Annotated in this window: 13 protein-coding genes and 1 pseudogene; 5 read left to right on the top strand and 9 right to left on the bottom strand. The window is 56.9% G+C overall.

Annotated features, from left to right (window positions below; translation table 11 throughout):
• Positions 1 to 11 precede the first annotated feature (11 nt).
• Together BVG12_RS33550 and BVG12_RS19295 are read right to left on the bottom strand one after the other, a co-directional pair.
• A pseudogene (locus BVG12_RS33550) lies at positions 12 to 834 on the bottom strand (IS5 family transposase).
• Between the two features lie 202 nt (positions 835 to 1036).
• Positions 1037 to 1216, bottom strand: a complete 180-nt coding sequence (locus BVG12_RS19295; protein ID WP_075793816.1) for a GNAT family N-acetyltransferase — start codon at positions 1214 to 1216, stop codon at positions 1037 to 1039.
• Positions 1217 to 1707: 491 nt separating this feature from the next.
• On the opposite strand from BVG12_RS19295, the gene BVG12_RS19290 reads away from it, so the two are divergent.
• The 5 genes from BVG12_RS19290 (at position 1708) to BVG12_RS35855 (ending at position 5767) form a co-directional block, all read left to right on the top strand.
• Positions 1708 to 1854, top strand: coding sequence for a class IIb bacteriocin, lactobin A/cerein 7B family (locus BVG12_RS19290; protein ID WP_083685223.1), 147 nt, complete (start codon positions 1708 to 1710; stop codon positions 1852 to 1854).
• 31 nt (positions 1855 to 1885) lie between these two features.
• The gene (locus BVG12_RS34140) at positions 1886 to 2086 is read left to right on the top strand and encodes a hypothetical protein (protein ID WP_156895678.1); all 201 of its coding nucleotides are present in this window, start codon (positions 1886 to 1888) and stop codon (positions 2084 to 2086) included.
• A gap of 194 nt (positions 2087 to 2280) precedes the next feature.
• Positions 2281 to 3564, top strand: coding sequence for an HlyD family secretion protein (locus tag BVG12_RS19285; RefSeq protein ID WP_229503657.1), 1284 nt, complete (start codon positions 2281 to 2283; stop codon positions 3562 to 3564).
• A gap of 53 nt (positions 3565 to 3617) precedes the next feature.
• The gene (locus tag BVG12_RS19280) at positions 3618 to 5636 is read left to right on the top strand and encodes a peptidase domain-containing ABC transporter (RefSeq protein ID WP_307189076.1); all 2019 of its coding nucleotides are present in this window, start codon (positions 3618 to 3620) and stop codon (positions 5634 to 5636) included.
• On the top strand, positions 5519 to 5767 hold the full coding sequence (locus BVG12_RS35855; protein WP_370662809.1) for a P-loop NTPase family protein: 249 nt from the start codon (positions 5519 to 5521) through the stop codon (positions 5765 to 5767). Before BVG12_RS19280 ends, BVG12_RS35855 begins: the two co-directional genes overlap by 118 nt.
• A 24-nt stretch (positions 5768 to 5791) precedes the next feature.
• Here BVG12_RS35855 and BVG12_RS19275 read toward each other — a convergent pair whose 3' ends face one another.
• The 7 genes from BVG12_RS19275 to BVG12_RS19245 form a co-directional block, all read right to left on the bottom strand.
• Positions 5792 to 6358: a GNAT family N-acetyltransferase gene (locus tag BVG12_RS19275; RefSeq protein ID WP_229503656.1), complete on the bottom strand. Its 567-nt coding sequence runs from the start codon at positions 6356 to 6358 to the stop codon at positions 5792 to 5794.
• Positions 6355 to 7482: an acyl-CoA dehydrogenase family protein gene (locus BVG12_RS19270; RefSeq protein ID WP_075793814.1), complete on the bottom strand. Its 1128-nt coding sequence runs from the start codon at positions 7480 to 7482 to the stop codon at positions 6355 to 6357. The genes BVG12_RS19275 and BVG12_RS19270 overlap by 4 nt, the downstream gene beginning before the upstream one ends.
• Before the next feature lie 31 nt (positions 7483 to 7513).
• A complete protein-coding gene (locus tag BVG12_RS19265; protein ID WP_075793813.1) occupies positions 7514 to 8182 on the bottom strand; it encodes an SDR family oxidoreductase in 669 nt (222 codons plus the stop codon).
• 81 nt (positions 8183 to 8263) lie between these two features.
• Positions 8264 to 9463 carry an acetyl-CoA C-acyltransferase gene (locus BVG12_RS19260; protein WP_075793812.1) on the bottom strand — a complete coding sequence of 400 codons (1200 nt, stop codon included), beginning with the start codon at positions 9461 to 9463 and terminating at the stop codon, positions 8264 to 8266.
• Entirely contained in the window at positions 9456 to 11285 is a 1830-nt protein-coding gene (aceK, locus tag BVG12_RS19255) for a bifunctional isocitrate dehydrogenase kinase/phosphatase (protein ID WP_075793811.1), read from the bottom strand. The genes BVG12_RS19260 and aceK overlap by 8 nt, the downstream gene beginning before the upstream one ends.
• Positions 11286 to 11584: 299 nt before the next feature.
• A complete protein-coding gene (locus tag BVG12_RS19250; protein ID WP_075793810.1) occupies positions 11585 to 12769 on the bottom strand; it encodes an isovaleryl-CoA dehydrogenase in 1185 nt (394 codons plus the stop codon).
• Between the two features lie 72 nt (positions 12770 to 12841).
• Entirely contained in the window at positions 12842 to 13267 is a 426-nt protein-coding gene (locus BVG12_RS19245) for a MerR family transcriptional regulator (protein WP_075793809.1), read from the bottom strand.
• Between the last annotated feature and the right edge of the window lie 101 nt (positions 13268 to 13368).

Here is a 13368-nt window from a genome sequence, read left to right as displayed (position 1 = left end):
ACGTCCTCGTCTCAGAGAAGCCATAAAATAATTGTTGCCACAAGCACGGCCGTAAAGAAGTTATGGCCGCGCTTGTCATATTGCGTTGCGACGGCGCGGAAGTCTTTTAGCCGGTTGATCGCGCGCTCGACGACGTTGCGTCCTTTGTATACTTCAGCGTCGAAACGTGGAGGCGATCCTCCCCGACGACCTTTGCACAGCCGGTTTCTCTGCGCATCGAGTCGTTCAGGACAAACGCAGCGGATGCCCCGCTCTTGAATCTGTCGTCGATAATGAGGGGCGCCGTAAGCGCGATCCACCCGCAAGCAAGTCAGGCGTTTGCGTGGACGTCCTTTCCCCGATCGGGAAAGGAAATAGCATCAAGTACAGTGCCGATGTTGGCCGCGTCGCTGCACTGTCCTGCAGTGACCACAAACGACAACGGCAGGTCATGTCCATCCACGCATAGATGGATCTTGCTGGTGAGGCCGCCACGTGAATGTCGCAGCCGCTCGTCAGTTACCTCCCTCTTTTTTCTGCCGGAGGAAGTGTCTTTCGAGCGCCAGCAGCACTTCGTTGTGCCTTCACGTGGGTCGCATCAAGCGCAGCACCGTTCCAATCGACACGGCCAGAAGCAGCCTCGGCAGCCTGCATGATCTTGAGTAGGCGTTGCCATGTACCGTTGCGTGACCAGCGCACAAACCTGTCGTAGCAGGTCTGCCACGGTCCATAGCGCGGCGGGATGTCGCGCCAGGGCGCGCCAGTCCCTAAGCGCCACAGAATCCCGTTAATCACATGCCGATGCCCGGTATAAGCATGACCGTAACGTGGATTGGGCGGCGAACGTGGCTCCAGCTACCGCCATTGCTGTTCAGTTAGGTCAGTTCGGATCATCGCCATCTGACCAATCAAACAAAATTTCGTTCAATCAGTCAGATAGACCCCAGCAGTCTTCGGCGTGGGCCGCTTGAGCGATGCAGGAAGCAAGAAGAAGAGACAGCGCGGTTTTCATCGTACAACTTTAGCATGCGGGGCCGGGACGCATGCTCACCGATTATCACGCTTGGCACAACCTGAACGTCATGTAGCTCAGAACATGGCTGATCCCGGCCAGCCGCAGCATGTCCGCCACGCACGCGACCGTCGTAAAACCGGTGCGTGCATACAGTTCGATGGCCGGCTCGTTCTTCGACAGGACATCGAGGTCGAGCCAGGCGATGCTATCTCGTTGCGCCAAAAATATAGCGCTGCTGGTGCTGGTCGGTAGGGAAAAGTCGCGTGGGTCGACGTGCTACGGCGATGCTGCCTCCTTGAGCCATATAAGAAGGACAGTTCTACGGCAGATTCCTTAGCCAACAAAATCTAACCCTCAGAGCATTCGTATAGATGGGTCTGACAGGCCGCGATAGCGTTAGGTTGCCAAAAATCAACTTCCCATATGGATTAGCACAATATATGAAACTTTCTATGCCTCAATATAAAGTTAATGCAAGCAATAAACCTACCTTGCAGAGATATTTTGTTAATTAAAATCTGTATAGGAATGCTTATCTATGGGAAAAAATTGCGAAGAAATAACAAGACTTATCGATACAACTTCACCGCAAATGCAAAATTTGCTTTCCATCGGGCTTACGGTGTTCGCGTTGTACTTATCGGTATCTTTTGGGGAAAGTCTTGGTAAGGCTTTTTATTACTTAAATCATTGATTGAAAAACTGGAGACATCATGCAAGAACTGCAAATGGAAGAATTAGATCAGGTCAACGGCGGATTCGGGATGATCATTGTAGCAGCTGGCATTGCCGTGGTGGTTGCTGCAGGCGTTGGGTTCTTTATCGGCTATAGAGAAGCAGGAGCTGGTGCAAAAAAATAATGACAAATTCACTTAAATTTGGAGAAATATTATGAATCAAATTGCAAATTCCAATACGAGCATGAATGAATTTTCAATAAGCACATTGGAAGACGATGAAATTTGCGTTATTAGTGGCGGCAATCCTTTCTTCATTGCCATGGCTGGATTTGGTGCAACTTTGGCGGCACTTAATGCAGCCGAACAATTTGGCGAAAAATTAGGGAAAGCGGCGTATTACGCTCTGCATTAATGGTAGCGGGCACCTCTTTTAATTAAGAGGTGTATTTTGCGTTTAGTTGGTAAACTTTCTGGCAATGATTATTATAATCACCGGGTTTTAAAATCGGTCTGAGCGGAATTTTAATTAATGGTCTTTGGGAACGGTTTTTGTGCTTAGTATAATGAGATTCAACGTTTAAACTTTTAAACCTAAGGAATCTTATTTTGGATAAGTTGACCTCACAGAAAAAGCAAATTTTTCGTCAACAAGCTATCGATTTCGTTGGTTCGCGGCAGTATAGAACAGTTATCTTGGCAAATTATGTTAGTCATAGAATCTTAACGACGATTTTTGGTGTAATTGTTATTTTGATTATCATATTCTTTACCTCTTTTAGCACTGCTCGTCGAGTAGAAGTGTCAGGAATTCTGTTGCCGAGTAATGGATTGATTCGTATAAAGTCAGGTCAGACGGGCATTGTGGCCCAAGTTCGAGTTAAAGAAGGACAGAAAGTAAAAGCCGGTGAAGTTCTGTTTGTTTTGTTGAATGAGCGCAATATTGGGTCTTCTAAGTCAGCTGAAAGTACAGTTTCGACACTTTTACGAAATCGAAGCGATAGCTATCAAGAAGAGTTATTGCAGATCGATCAGCAATCGAGCCAACGTGCTCTAGCCGCACAGAAAAGGGCAGCAGCGTTGCAGGAAGAGGCAAAACGCCTGGAATTGCAAATTGCGTTGCAAAAATCACGCATTGAATTGGTAACTCTGGCTTTTAAGCGATTCAAAGATTTGCATGCAACTAACTACATATCTTCCGGACAAATGGAGGAGAAAGAAGGTGAATTATTGGATCAACGCCAACGATTAGCTGAACTCGAGCGTCTCAAGGCTGTGAGCGAGCGCGATTATGTTTCGGCCCAAGCTGACTATCTTGACTTGAAGTATCAAGCAAAACGAGATGAGGAAGCATTGAAGCGCAATGCGTTGGCGATTCAGCAGGATCTCGCCGAAAGCGAGGCTCGGCGAGAAATTAGGGTGATAGCACCAACTGCAGGTACCGTAACTACAATTACCGTAGAAATCGGCAAACAAGTTATGGCGGACTCTGCATTGGCATCTTTGCTGCCTGCTGACTCCAAACTTGAAGCCGAAGTTTATGTCCCCTCTCGCTCTATAGGTTTTGTCAAGCCAGGAATGAAGGTCATGTTGCGCTATCAGGCATATCCTTATCAGAAATTTGGTCAGTACGAAGCAAGTATTCAAGAGGTGACAAGCACATCAATTTCTGCGCACGAATTGACATTGCCAGGGGGCGCAATGATTGCGAACCAGACAGGTGAACCATTATACCGTATGCGTCTGAGATTGAAGCAACAGGAAGTTTTAGTATATGGTAAGCCGACCGGCCTTAAGTCAGGAATGTTATTAGATGCTAGTATCATTTTAGAGCATCGGCATTTGTACGAGTGGATTCTTGAGCCGCTGTTTAGCATCTGTGGACGTAATTAGTTTTGCGGATTTTAATTGATCAATTTTTAGTCGACTATTATAGATGAACGCTTATGAAAATTGCCTCGTCTCTGCAGTTGGCATTCTGGTCAACCAAGCGCCTTCCCGTTATTTTGCAAACCGAAGCCGCAGAGTGTGGACTAGCTTGTATTGCAATGGTCACATCTTATTGGGGCCACCGTATAGACTTATCTACTATGCGACAGCGTTTCTGTATTTCGCTTAAAGGGGCTACCCTGAAGGGGTTGATGGCAATGGCACAGGGCTTGAATCTTCAACCCCGGCCATTGAAACTTGAAATGGAGCACCTGCCGCAGTTGAGGTTGCCAGCGATACTGCATTGGGATATGAATCACTTTGTTGTCCTTAGAGGTGTTACTAATACACATGCATATATCCACGACCCAGGTGTTGGAGAGCGGCGATTACTCCTCATTGATGTCGCGAAGCATTTTACCGGAGTTGCATTAGAACTAACCCCAACAAGCGAGTTCTTGCCGAAAAATGAGCGGAGAGATTTTTCGCTTCTTTCCCTTATGGGGCGCGTGGTCGGGCTTCGACGAAGCTTGGGCCAAGTCCTGCTTCTTGGACTTGCGTTACAGGTGTGCGCGTTGATCGCCCCGTTTTATATGCAATGGGTGGTCGATGAAGCCTTGCTTGCAGCCGATCATGAAATGATGACCGTGCTTGGCTGCGGATTTTTATTGTTGGTTATGTTGCAAACTTCGATTGCTGCTGTCCGCTCATGGGTAACTACCATACTGTCGACGAATATCAATTTTCAGTGGTTGGGAAACGCTTTTACGCATCTGATGAAACTACCGCTGCCTTATTTTGAAAATCGTCACACCGGCGATATTGTCTCCCGCTTTAATTCGATCCAAGCGATGCAGAAAAGCCTAACTATTCAGTTTGTCGAAGGAGTGATTGACGGCGTCCTCGTGCTGGGGACTTTCGTGCTAATGTGCTTGTATAGCTTCAAACTTGCAGCGATAGCATGTTGTGCGGTCGGTTTATATATTTCACTACGCGTGCTAATTTTCGCACCTCTGAAAAATGCGACGTCTGAACAGATTATTCACTCGGCTAAGCAGCAAACACATTTTTTGGAGTCAGTTCGAGGTGTTCAAAGTGTTCGTTTGTTCTGTCGCAATGATGAGCGGTGTGCTAGTTGGCTAAACGCCCTGGCGGATCAATTCAATTCAGAATTGCGAATTGCAAGGTTGGGGTTGTCGTATCAAGCTGCGAGTAATTTTTTGTTTGGAGCGGAACGCATAATCGTTATATGGATTGCTGTCTTGGCTGTAATGGATGCGAAATTTTCTATCGGGATGCTGTTTGCTTTTATTAGTTATAAGGATCAGTTCAGTCAGCGCATAGTCAGCCTAGTCGATAAATTGTTCGAGTTTAAAATGCTACGTCTACATGGTGAGCGTGTTGCCGATATTGTGTTAACTCAAACCGAGAAGATAAACTGCAACTATGAAATCGATCCTCTCGACATAATTCCATCTATCGAATTGCGCCGGATCTCTTTCCGTTATGCGGATGGCGAACCTTATATCATTAAGGATCTTGACATCAAAATATCTCCGGGAGAATGCATTGCCTTGACCGGTGCGTCAGGCAGTGGAAAAACCACTCTAATGAAGCTGATACTTGGATTGCTTGAGCCTACGAATGGCGAGATTCTCATAGGTGGCGTAAAGGTGGCGAATTTGGGTTTAGCGAACTACCGCCAGATGATTGGTACGGTGATGCAGGATGATATGTTGTTTGCTGGTTCGATTTCGGACAACATTAGTTTCTTCAGTAGCAATCCTAATCAGGAACAAGTTGTTCAGTGTGCGCGTTTGGCCGCTATCGACGTAGAAATTATGAGTATGCCTATGGCTTACAATACACTCGTTGGAGATATCGGTACGGGCTTGTCCGGTGTCAGAAGCAGCGGATTTTGCTCGCTAGGGCGTTGTATAAAAACCCACAAATTCTTGTTTTGGACGAAGCAACCAGTCACCTCGACATATGGAATGAACAGGCAGTCAACGCTGCGATACAAAACCTTAAGTTAACTCGCATTATCGTTGCGCACCGACCTGAGACCACTCACATGGCTGAGCGTGTCGTCGTTTTACACGGAGGAAAGATTGTGCAAGATATAATGCAGGAGCCGCGTCAACCGAATAGTGTAAAGGCAGCGTAACCAGTTTTTATCTACCCTTTTCTATTAGCGCAGCTTGAACGTCATGTAACTCAAGTCATGGCTGACCCCGGCAATCCTGAGCATGTCCGCCACGCGCGCGACCGTCGTAAAACCGGCATGCGCATACAGTTCGATGGCCGGCTCGTTCTCTGACAATACCTCGAGATCGATCCAGTCGAGGTCCGTCCCGGTGCGCGCCCACTGGGCCGCCGTTTCGAGCAGACGCCGTCCGAGCCCGCGCCGCCGCCATACGCGGTGCACGCCCATGCCGAGCATGGCGCGGTGCGTGGCGGCCGGTTCGGGACGGCCGCGCAGGTCGATGTGGCCGGCGATGTCGCCGCCGGGGGCGATGGCCAGCCACAGGCGGCGCCAGCCCGGTTGGCCGACGGGGATCTCGACGCCCTTGATGAACGCGATGCGCAGCCCGGCCGGCAGGCGCGGCTGGCCGGGCGCGATCGGCTGGAACAGCGGCGTGCCGTCGGCGCCGTTGTCGCGCAGGTGGTCGTCCAGGTAGGCGAAGAACGGCGCCAGGTCGGCTTCACCGGCCGGGCGGATCGTCAATGCCGTCGCGTCGTCCTTCGATGCGTTCACAGCGCCCGTGCGATCAGGATCTTCTGGATGTCGCTCGTGCCTTCGTAGATCTGGCACACGCGCACGTCGCGGTAGATGCGCTCGACGGGGAAGTCGGCCACATAGCCGTAGCCGCCGAACACCTGCATCGCCGACGACACCACGCGCTCGGCCATCTCGGACGCGAACAGCTTGGCCATCGCGGCTTCCTTCAGGCAGGGCAGGCCCGCGTCCTTCATCGACGCGGCGTGCAGGATCAGCTGGCGCGCCGCTTCGATCTGCATCGCCATCTCGGCCAGGCGGAACTGCACGGCCTGGTGGTCGAAGATCGGCGAACCAAAACTCTCGCGTTCCTTCGCGTACGCCAGCGCGGCCTCGAACGCGGCGCGCGCCATGCCGACCGATTGCGACGCGATGCCGATGCGGCCGCCCTCCAGGCCGGACAGCGCGATCTTGTAGCCTTGCCCCTCTTCGCCGATCAGGTTGTCGACGGGGATGCGGCACTGATCGAACACGATCTGCGCCGTGTCCGACGAGTGCTGCCCCATCTTCTGCTCGATGCCGGCAACGATGTAGCCTGGCGTATCGGTCGGCACCCAGAACGCGCTGATGCCCTTCTTGCCGGCCGCCTTGTCGGTGACGGCCATGACGATGGCGACGTCGCCGTTCTTGCCGCTCGTGATGAACTGTTTGGTGCCGTTCAGGACGTAGTGGTCGCCGTCGCGGACGGCCGTCGTGCGCAGGGCGGCGGCGTCGCTGCCCGTGTGCGGTTCCGTCAGCGCGAAGGCGCCCAGCAGGTCGCCCTGCGCGAGCGGACGGAGCCAGCGCTCCTTCTGTGCGGCGTTCGCGTAGGTCATCGCGATCGAGCACACGGGGCAGTTGTTGACCGAAATGATGGTGGAGGTGCCGCCGTCGCCGGCCGCGATCTCTTCCAGCACGAGGGCCAGCGCCACGTAATCGAGGCCGGCGCCGCCGTACTGCTCGGGCACGGCCACGCCGAACGCGCCCAGCTGGGCCAGTTCCTTCAGCTCGTCCTTGGGAAAATGGTGCTCGCGGTCCCAGCGCGCGGCGTTGGGCGCCAGGCGCTCCTGCGCGAAGGTGCGCAGGGCGTCGCGGATCATCTGGTGTTCTTCGGTCAGAATCATTTGTCTCGTTTAGTGTAGTTATCGTGGACGGTCACCACGCGATCGGCGTCCCGTCGTAGTTGAGGAAGGCGCCGTTCTGCGCGGGCGTCGCATTGGCCAGCGCGGCGCGCAGCCCGGCCGCGCTCTGCTGCACGGTGAGCGTGGCGCCCGGGCCGCCCATGTCGGTCTGCACCCAGCCCGGGTGGAACGCCAGGCACGTGGCGCCCTGCGGGCCATACGTCAGCGCGGCGTCGGCCAGCACGGAATTCAGCGCGGCCTTGCTGGCGCGGTACAGGGAACCCTGGTTGCTCGTGCGCTCGCCGATGGAACCCATGCGCGACGAGATCACGGCCACCTTGCCGCGCGTGGCGGCGACCAGCGGCGCGACGATGGGCAGGATGCGCATCGCGGCCAGCACGTTCGTGTGCATGACGTCGTCGAATTCCTGCTCGGTCGGGAAGCCGGCGTGATCGGGGCCGTACACGCCCGCGACGAGCCAGGCGGCGTCGATCTTCTCGTCGTCCAGCTTCCAGCCCAGGCCACCGATCGATTCGGCATTGGTGACGTCGACCTGGTGCGCTTCCGCGCCGAGCCGGCGCAGCGCTTCGCAATCCGCGGCCTTGCGGGCGGTGGCGATGACGCGCCAGCCGTCGGCGCGGTATTGACGGGCCAGTTCGTGGCCGATGCCGCGCGAGGCACCGATGATGAGGGCGGTTGGCATAGGTTTTCCTTCACGGTATGAATGACAGGTTTGCCACCATACCGTGTTTTAAAAACGCCTGCTTAACAGGACACTCCGGCGTTACACCATCTCGATCGCCATCGCGGTGGCTTCGCCGCCGCCGATGCACAGCGACGCCACGCCGCGCTTGCCGCCGGTCTTTTTCAGCGCGCCCAGCAGGGTCACGATGATGCGCGCACCCGACGCGCCGATCGGGTGGCCCAGCGCGCAGGCGCCGCCGTGGATGTTGATCTTGTCGTGCGGGATGTCCAGCTCGTGCATCGCGGCCATCGGCACGGCGGCGAACGCTTCGTTGATCTCGAAGAGATCGACGCTCTTCGGCGTCCAGCCGGTCTTCTTGAACAGCTTTTGCAGCGAGCCGATCGGCGCGGTCGTGAACTGGTCCGGTTCCTGTGCGTGGGTCGTGTGGCCGACGATGCGGGCGATCGGCGTCACGCCCAGTTCCTTCGCCGTCGATTCGCGCATCATGACGAGCGCCGCGGCGCCGTCGTTGATCGACGAGGAAGACGCCGCCGTGATGGCGCCGTCCTTCTTGAAGGCCGGACGCAGGGTCGGGATCTTGTCGACCTTGGCCTTGACGGGACCTTCATCCTTCTCGATGATGGTCTCGCCCAGGCGGTTCGCCACGGTCACCGGTGCGATCTCCCACTGGAAATCGCCGGACTCGGTGGCGTTCTGCGCGCGCTTGACGGATGCGATCGCGAACGCGTCCAGCTGCTCGCGCGAGAAGCCGTACTTGGCCACGCACTCTTCGGCGAACGTGCCCATCGAGCGGCCCTCGCCCGTCTTCTCGTTGCGCGAGTACGCGTCTTCCAGGCCGTCCAGCATCATGTGGTCGAACATGACGCCATGGCCGATGCGGTACCCGCCGCGCGCTTTCGGGATCAGGTACGGGGCATTGGTCATCGACTCCATGCCGCCCGCGACGACGACGTCCGCGCTGCCGGCCTTGAGCACGTCGTGCGCGAAGATGGCGGCCTGCATCGCCGAGCCGCACATCTTCGACAGGGTGACGGCACCCGTCGACAGCGGCAGGCCCGCCTTGATCAGCGCCTGGCGCGCCGGGGCCTGGCCCTGGCCGGCCATCAGGCAGTTGCCGAAATAGACGTGCTCGACGAGGCTCGCGTCGACGCCGGCGCGCTCGACGGCCGCCTTGATCGCCACGGCGCCCAGGTCGCTCGCGGATTTCGAAGAAAAGTCGCCCTGGAAGGCACCCATCGGGGTACGGGCGGCGCCGACGATAACGATTGGATCATTCATTGTGTAAGGTCTCCAAGTAATGGGGTTGCGGCGAGGGTGTCGCCGGGTTCGATGGGTCCGTGAGATGGAACCGGATGTGCTGCGGATACGGGAAGACGTCCTCGACTTCGCCCGCCAGGATGCGGTCCTTGTGCGACTGCCACCAGACGCGCGTCAATAGTGCGGCATGGTGTTTCATGAACGCCGCGCGTATCTTTGGATTCGCGAGCAGGAAGCGCGCGAACTGTTCGGGGAAGACGTCGTGTTTGCCGATCGGATACCACGGCTCGGCCGCCATCTCGTCTTCCTCGTTACGTGGCTGCGGGATGTCGCGGAAGTTGCAGTCGGTGAGGTATTCGATCTCGTCGTAGTCGTAGAACACGACGCGGCCTTGTCGGGTGACGCCGAAATTTTTATACAGCATATCGCCTGGAAAAATATTCGCGGCGACGAGGTCGCGGATCGCATTGCCGTATTCGAACAGGCCGTGTTCGATGAGGTCGTCGTTGCCGCTGCGCTGCGCGTCGTCCAGGAAGATATTCAGCGGCACCATGCGCCGCTCGATGTACAGGTGCTTGATGATGATGCGGTCGCCCTCGAGCTCGACGAGCGACGGCGCGAACCGGCGCAGCTCGGCCAGCAGTTCCTCGTCGAAGCGGGACAGCGGAAAGGCCACGTCCGAGTACTCCAGCGTGTCCGCCATGCGGCCCACGCGGTCGTGGTGCTTCACCAGCAGGTATTTTTCCTTGATGCGGGCCCGCGTCGTCTCTTTCGGTGGCGGATAAAAATCCTTGATCACCTTGAACACGTACGGAAAGGAGGGCAGTTCGAATACGAGCATCACGAGACCGCGGATGCCGGGCGCGATGCGGAAGGCGTCGGAGCTGTGCTTCAGGTGCTGCAGGAAGTCGCGGAAGAACAGCGTCTTGCCCTGTTTTTGCAGGCCGAGGATCGTATAGATTTCGCTGCGCGGCTTCTTCGGCATGAGGCTGCGCAGGAATTGCACGAAGGCCGAGGGCACTTCCATGTCGACCATGAAATAGGCGCGCGTGAACGAGAACAGCAGGATCACCTGTTCCGGGTCGGTCAGCACCGTGTCGAGGACCAGCCGGCCGGCGCGGTCGTGCAGGATGGGCACGACGAACGGGTGCTCGCGGGCGCCGTTGATGGCGCGGCCGACGATGTACGCGGCCTTGTTGCGGAAGAATAGGCTCGACAGCACGTGCAGCTGCTGGTTCGGCTCGCGTGCGTGCAAACCGAAATGCTCGGCCATGCGCGCTTCGACGAGCGCGATGTCACGGTCGAGGTCGGCGAACGGGCAGTCGAGCTGGAAATTCGTGACCATGCGCCGCAACGAGAAGCGCAGGCCGTCCGCCGCGGGGTAGTAGACGCGGTAGGTCGGGGCCGGTTCTTCCGTCTCGATGTATTCCGTCGACACGGCCGGGCGCACGAAGATGAAATCGTTGCGGTAATAGCTGCGGTGCAGGATGTGGCAGCACACGGAATTGAAAAAGCTCTCGGCCAGTTCCGGGCGCTTGTGATCCGTCAGCAAGCCGATGTAATGCAGCTTCGTTTCGCGCCAGGTGTCGTCGTCGAGGTCTTCGGGCGCGTACTCGTCTTCCAGCGCATGCACGCATTCCTGCACGCGCTTGTCGTAGAAATCGATGCGCTTGCGCGCGGCCTGCTGGGCCGTGGTCCAGTCGGCGCGTTCGAAATGGGTCTTGGCCGTCTTGCTGGCCTGGCGGAACAGTGTGTAGTGACGGTCGAAGCCGTCGAGGATGGTGCGCGCGATGTCGAAGGCGATCTGGGACGACAGCAGCTTCGGGAAGGTGGCCTGGGTCATCGGGCGTCTCGCGCGGTGGACGGGGCGGTCATTGTAGTCCGCGAATGATGTGAAACTCGGCGTTTCAGAAAAAATCACGACCTTAGGATCCGTCATTCCCGCGCAGGCGGCAATAGTGCCCCCCGGCACTATTCCCTCCATGCAGAGTTCGCAAAAACACGGCAGTTGCCTATGTCTGAACCAAGTATGGATTCCCACTTTCGCGGGAATGACGTTCCTAATTTACGGGCTACGTGGCGTTGTTGTTCTGCCGGCTCCTGCCGATCTTGTTGTTCGCCCGGTCTCCTCTCTCCACAAATCTACATCGTCTCGCTGAACAGTTCGCGCCCGATCAGCATGCGGCGGATCTCGCTGGTGCCCGCGCCGATCTCGTACAGCTTGGCGTCGCGCCACAGACGGCCCACCGGATACTCGTTGATGTAGCCATTGCCGCCCAGGGCCTGGATCGCTTCGCCGGCCATCCACGTCGCCTTTTCCGCGCTGTACAGGATGGCGCCGGCCGCGTCCTTGCGCAGGGCGCGCACTTGTTCCGGGTTCGATGCGCGGTCGCAGGCCTGGCCGACGGCGTAGACATAGGCGCGGCATGCCATCATCGTCGAATACATATCGGCGATTTTGCCCTGCATCAATTGGAACTCACCAATAGCTTGACCAAACTGCTTGCGCTCGTGGATATACGGAACGACGACGTTCATGCACGCCGACATGATGCCCAGCGGGCCGCCGGACAGGACGGTACGCTCGAAATCCAGGCCCGACATCAGCACGTTGACACCCTTGCCGACGCCGCCCAGCACGTTTTCGACGGGCACTTCGCAATCCTGGAACACCAGCTCGCCCGTGTGCGAGCCGCGCATGCCGAGCTTGTCCAGCTTTTGTGCGATCGAGAACCCTTTAAAGCCTTTTTCGATGAGGAAGGCGGTCATGCCGCGCGGCCCGGCGTCGATGTCGGTCTTCGCGTAGACGACGAGGGTGTCGGCGTCCGGACCGTTCGTGATCCACATCTTCGTGCCGTTCAGGACGTAGCGGTCGCCCTTCAACTCGGCGCGCAGCTTCATGCTGACGACGTCGGAACCGGCGTTCGGCTCGGACATGGCCAATGCGCCGACGTGCTCGCCCGAGATCAGCTTGGGCAGGTATTTGCGCTTCTGCTCTTCATTGCCGTTGCGCTTGATCTGGTTGACGCACAGGTTCGAGTGGGCGCCATACGACAGGCCGACGGAGGCCGAGGCGCGCGAAATCTCTTCCATGGCGACGATGTGCGCCAGATAGCCCATATTGGCGCCGCCGTATTCCTCGCCGACGGTGATGCCCAGCAGGCCCAGTTCGCCCATCTTTTTCCACAGGTCCATCGGGAACTGGTCGGTGCGGTCGATCTCCGCCGCGCGGGGTGCGATTTCGCTTGCGGCGAACTGTTGTACAGCTTCGCGCAGGGCGGCGATGTCTTCGCCGTGGTCAAAGGTCAAGCCAGGGAGATGCAGCATGTCGTCCTCGTTCTCTAGGTTATGGCTGGTGGCCAAGCCAGATGATAGCGCGGAGTGACGTTAACGTAAACGTCAAGCAGCATCCTTCTCCCCGGCCACCGGCTCCCCGGCCGCGCCGGACTCGGCCAGCAGTCGCCGGCACTCCTCTTCATGCACGGCAATTTCCGCCAGCGACATCTCGATATCCGCCCGCTGCTGTTCCAGCGTCTCGCGCTGGTGCGACAATACGCCGAGGAAGCGGTTGATCTGGGCCACCGTGTCCTTGGGCGTCTCGTACATGTCGATGATGCTTTTAATTTCCGACAAGGTGAGCCCCAGGCGCTTGCCGCGCAGCGTCAGTTTCAGCCGGGTGCGGTCGCGCGGGGTGTAGACGCGGTTGCGTCCGCCCTGGCCCTCGCGCATCGGGCTGAGCAGTCCCTGGTCTTCGTAGAAGCGGATCGCACGTGCGGTGATGTCGAATTCGCGTGCCAGTTCGGCGATGGTGTAGGTGGTGGCCATGATGTCCTGCGGGTCTCAAGTGACGCAGACCGGAATCGCTTAGAATCACAGCCTGCGCTTTTTAGTTTACGTTTACGTCAAAGCGTTTGCGGCATTGTAAC

The sequence above is a fragment of the Massilia putida genome (genome assembly GCF_001941825.1).
In the GTDB taxonomy this organism is placed as follows: Bacteria; Pseudomonadota; Gammaproteobacteria; order Burkholderiales; family Burkholderiaceae_D; genus Telluria; species Telluria putida.
The sequence above is the reverse complement of the archived record's forward strand: the minus strand, read 5'-3'. Positions and strand labels throughout refer to the sequence as shown.

Coding starts and splice junctions, on each gene's coding strand:
- BVG12_RS19265 (WP_075793813.1), bottom strand. CDS start 8,182: ATGCCAACCGCCCTCATCATCGGTGCCTCGCGCGGCATCGGCCACGAA.
- BVG12_RS19260 (WP_075793812.1), bottom strand. CDS start 9,463: ATGAATGATCCAATCGTTATCGTCGGCGCCGCCCGTACCCCGATGGGT.
- aceK (WP_075793811.1), bottom strand. CDS start 11,285: ATGACCCAGGCCACCTTCCCGAAGCTGCTGTCGTCCCAGATCGCCTTC.
- BVG12_RS19290 (WP_083685223.1), top strand. CDS start 1,708: ATGCAAGAACTGCAAATGGAAGAATTAGATCAGGTCAACGGCGGATTC.
- BVG12_RS34140 (WP_156895678.1), top strand. CDS start 1,886: ATGAATCAAATTGCAAATTCCAATACGAGCATGAATGAATTTTCAATA.
- BVG12_RS19280 (WP_307189076.1), top strand. CDS start 3,618: ATGAAAATTGCCTCGTCTCTGCAGTTGGCATTCTGGTCAACCAAGCGC.
- BVG12_RS19245 (WP_075793809.1), bottom strand. CDS start 13,267: ATGGCCACCACCTACACCATCGCCGAACTGGCACGCGAATTCGACATC.
- BVG12_RS19250 (WP_075793810.1), bottom strand. CDS start 12,769: ATGCTGCATCTCCCTGGCTTGACCTTTGACCACGGCGAAGACATCGCC.
- BVG12_RS19270 (WP_075793814.1), bottom strand. CDS start 7,482: ATGATTCTGACCGAAGAACACCAGATGATCCGCGACGCCCTGCGCACC.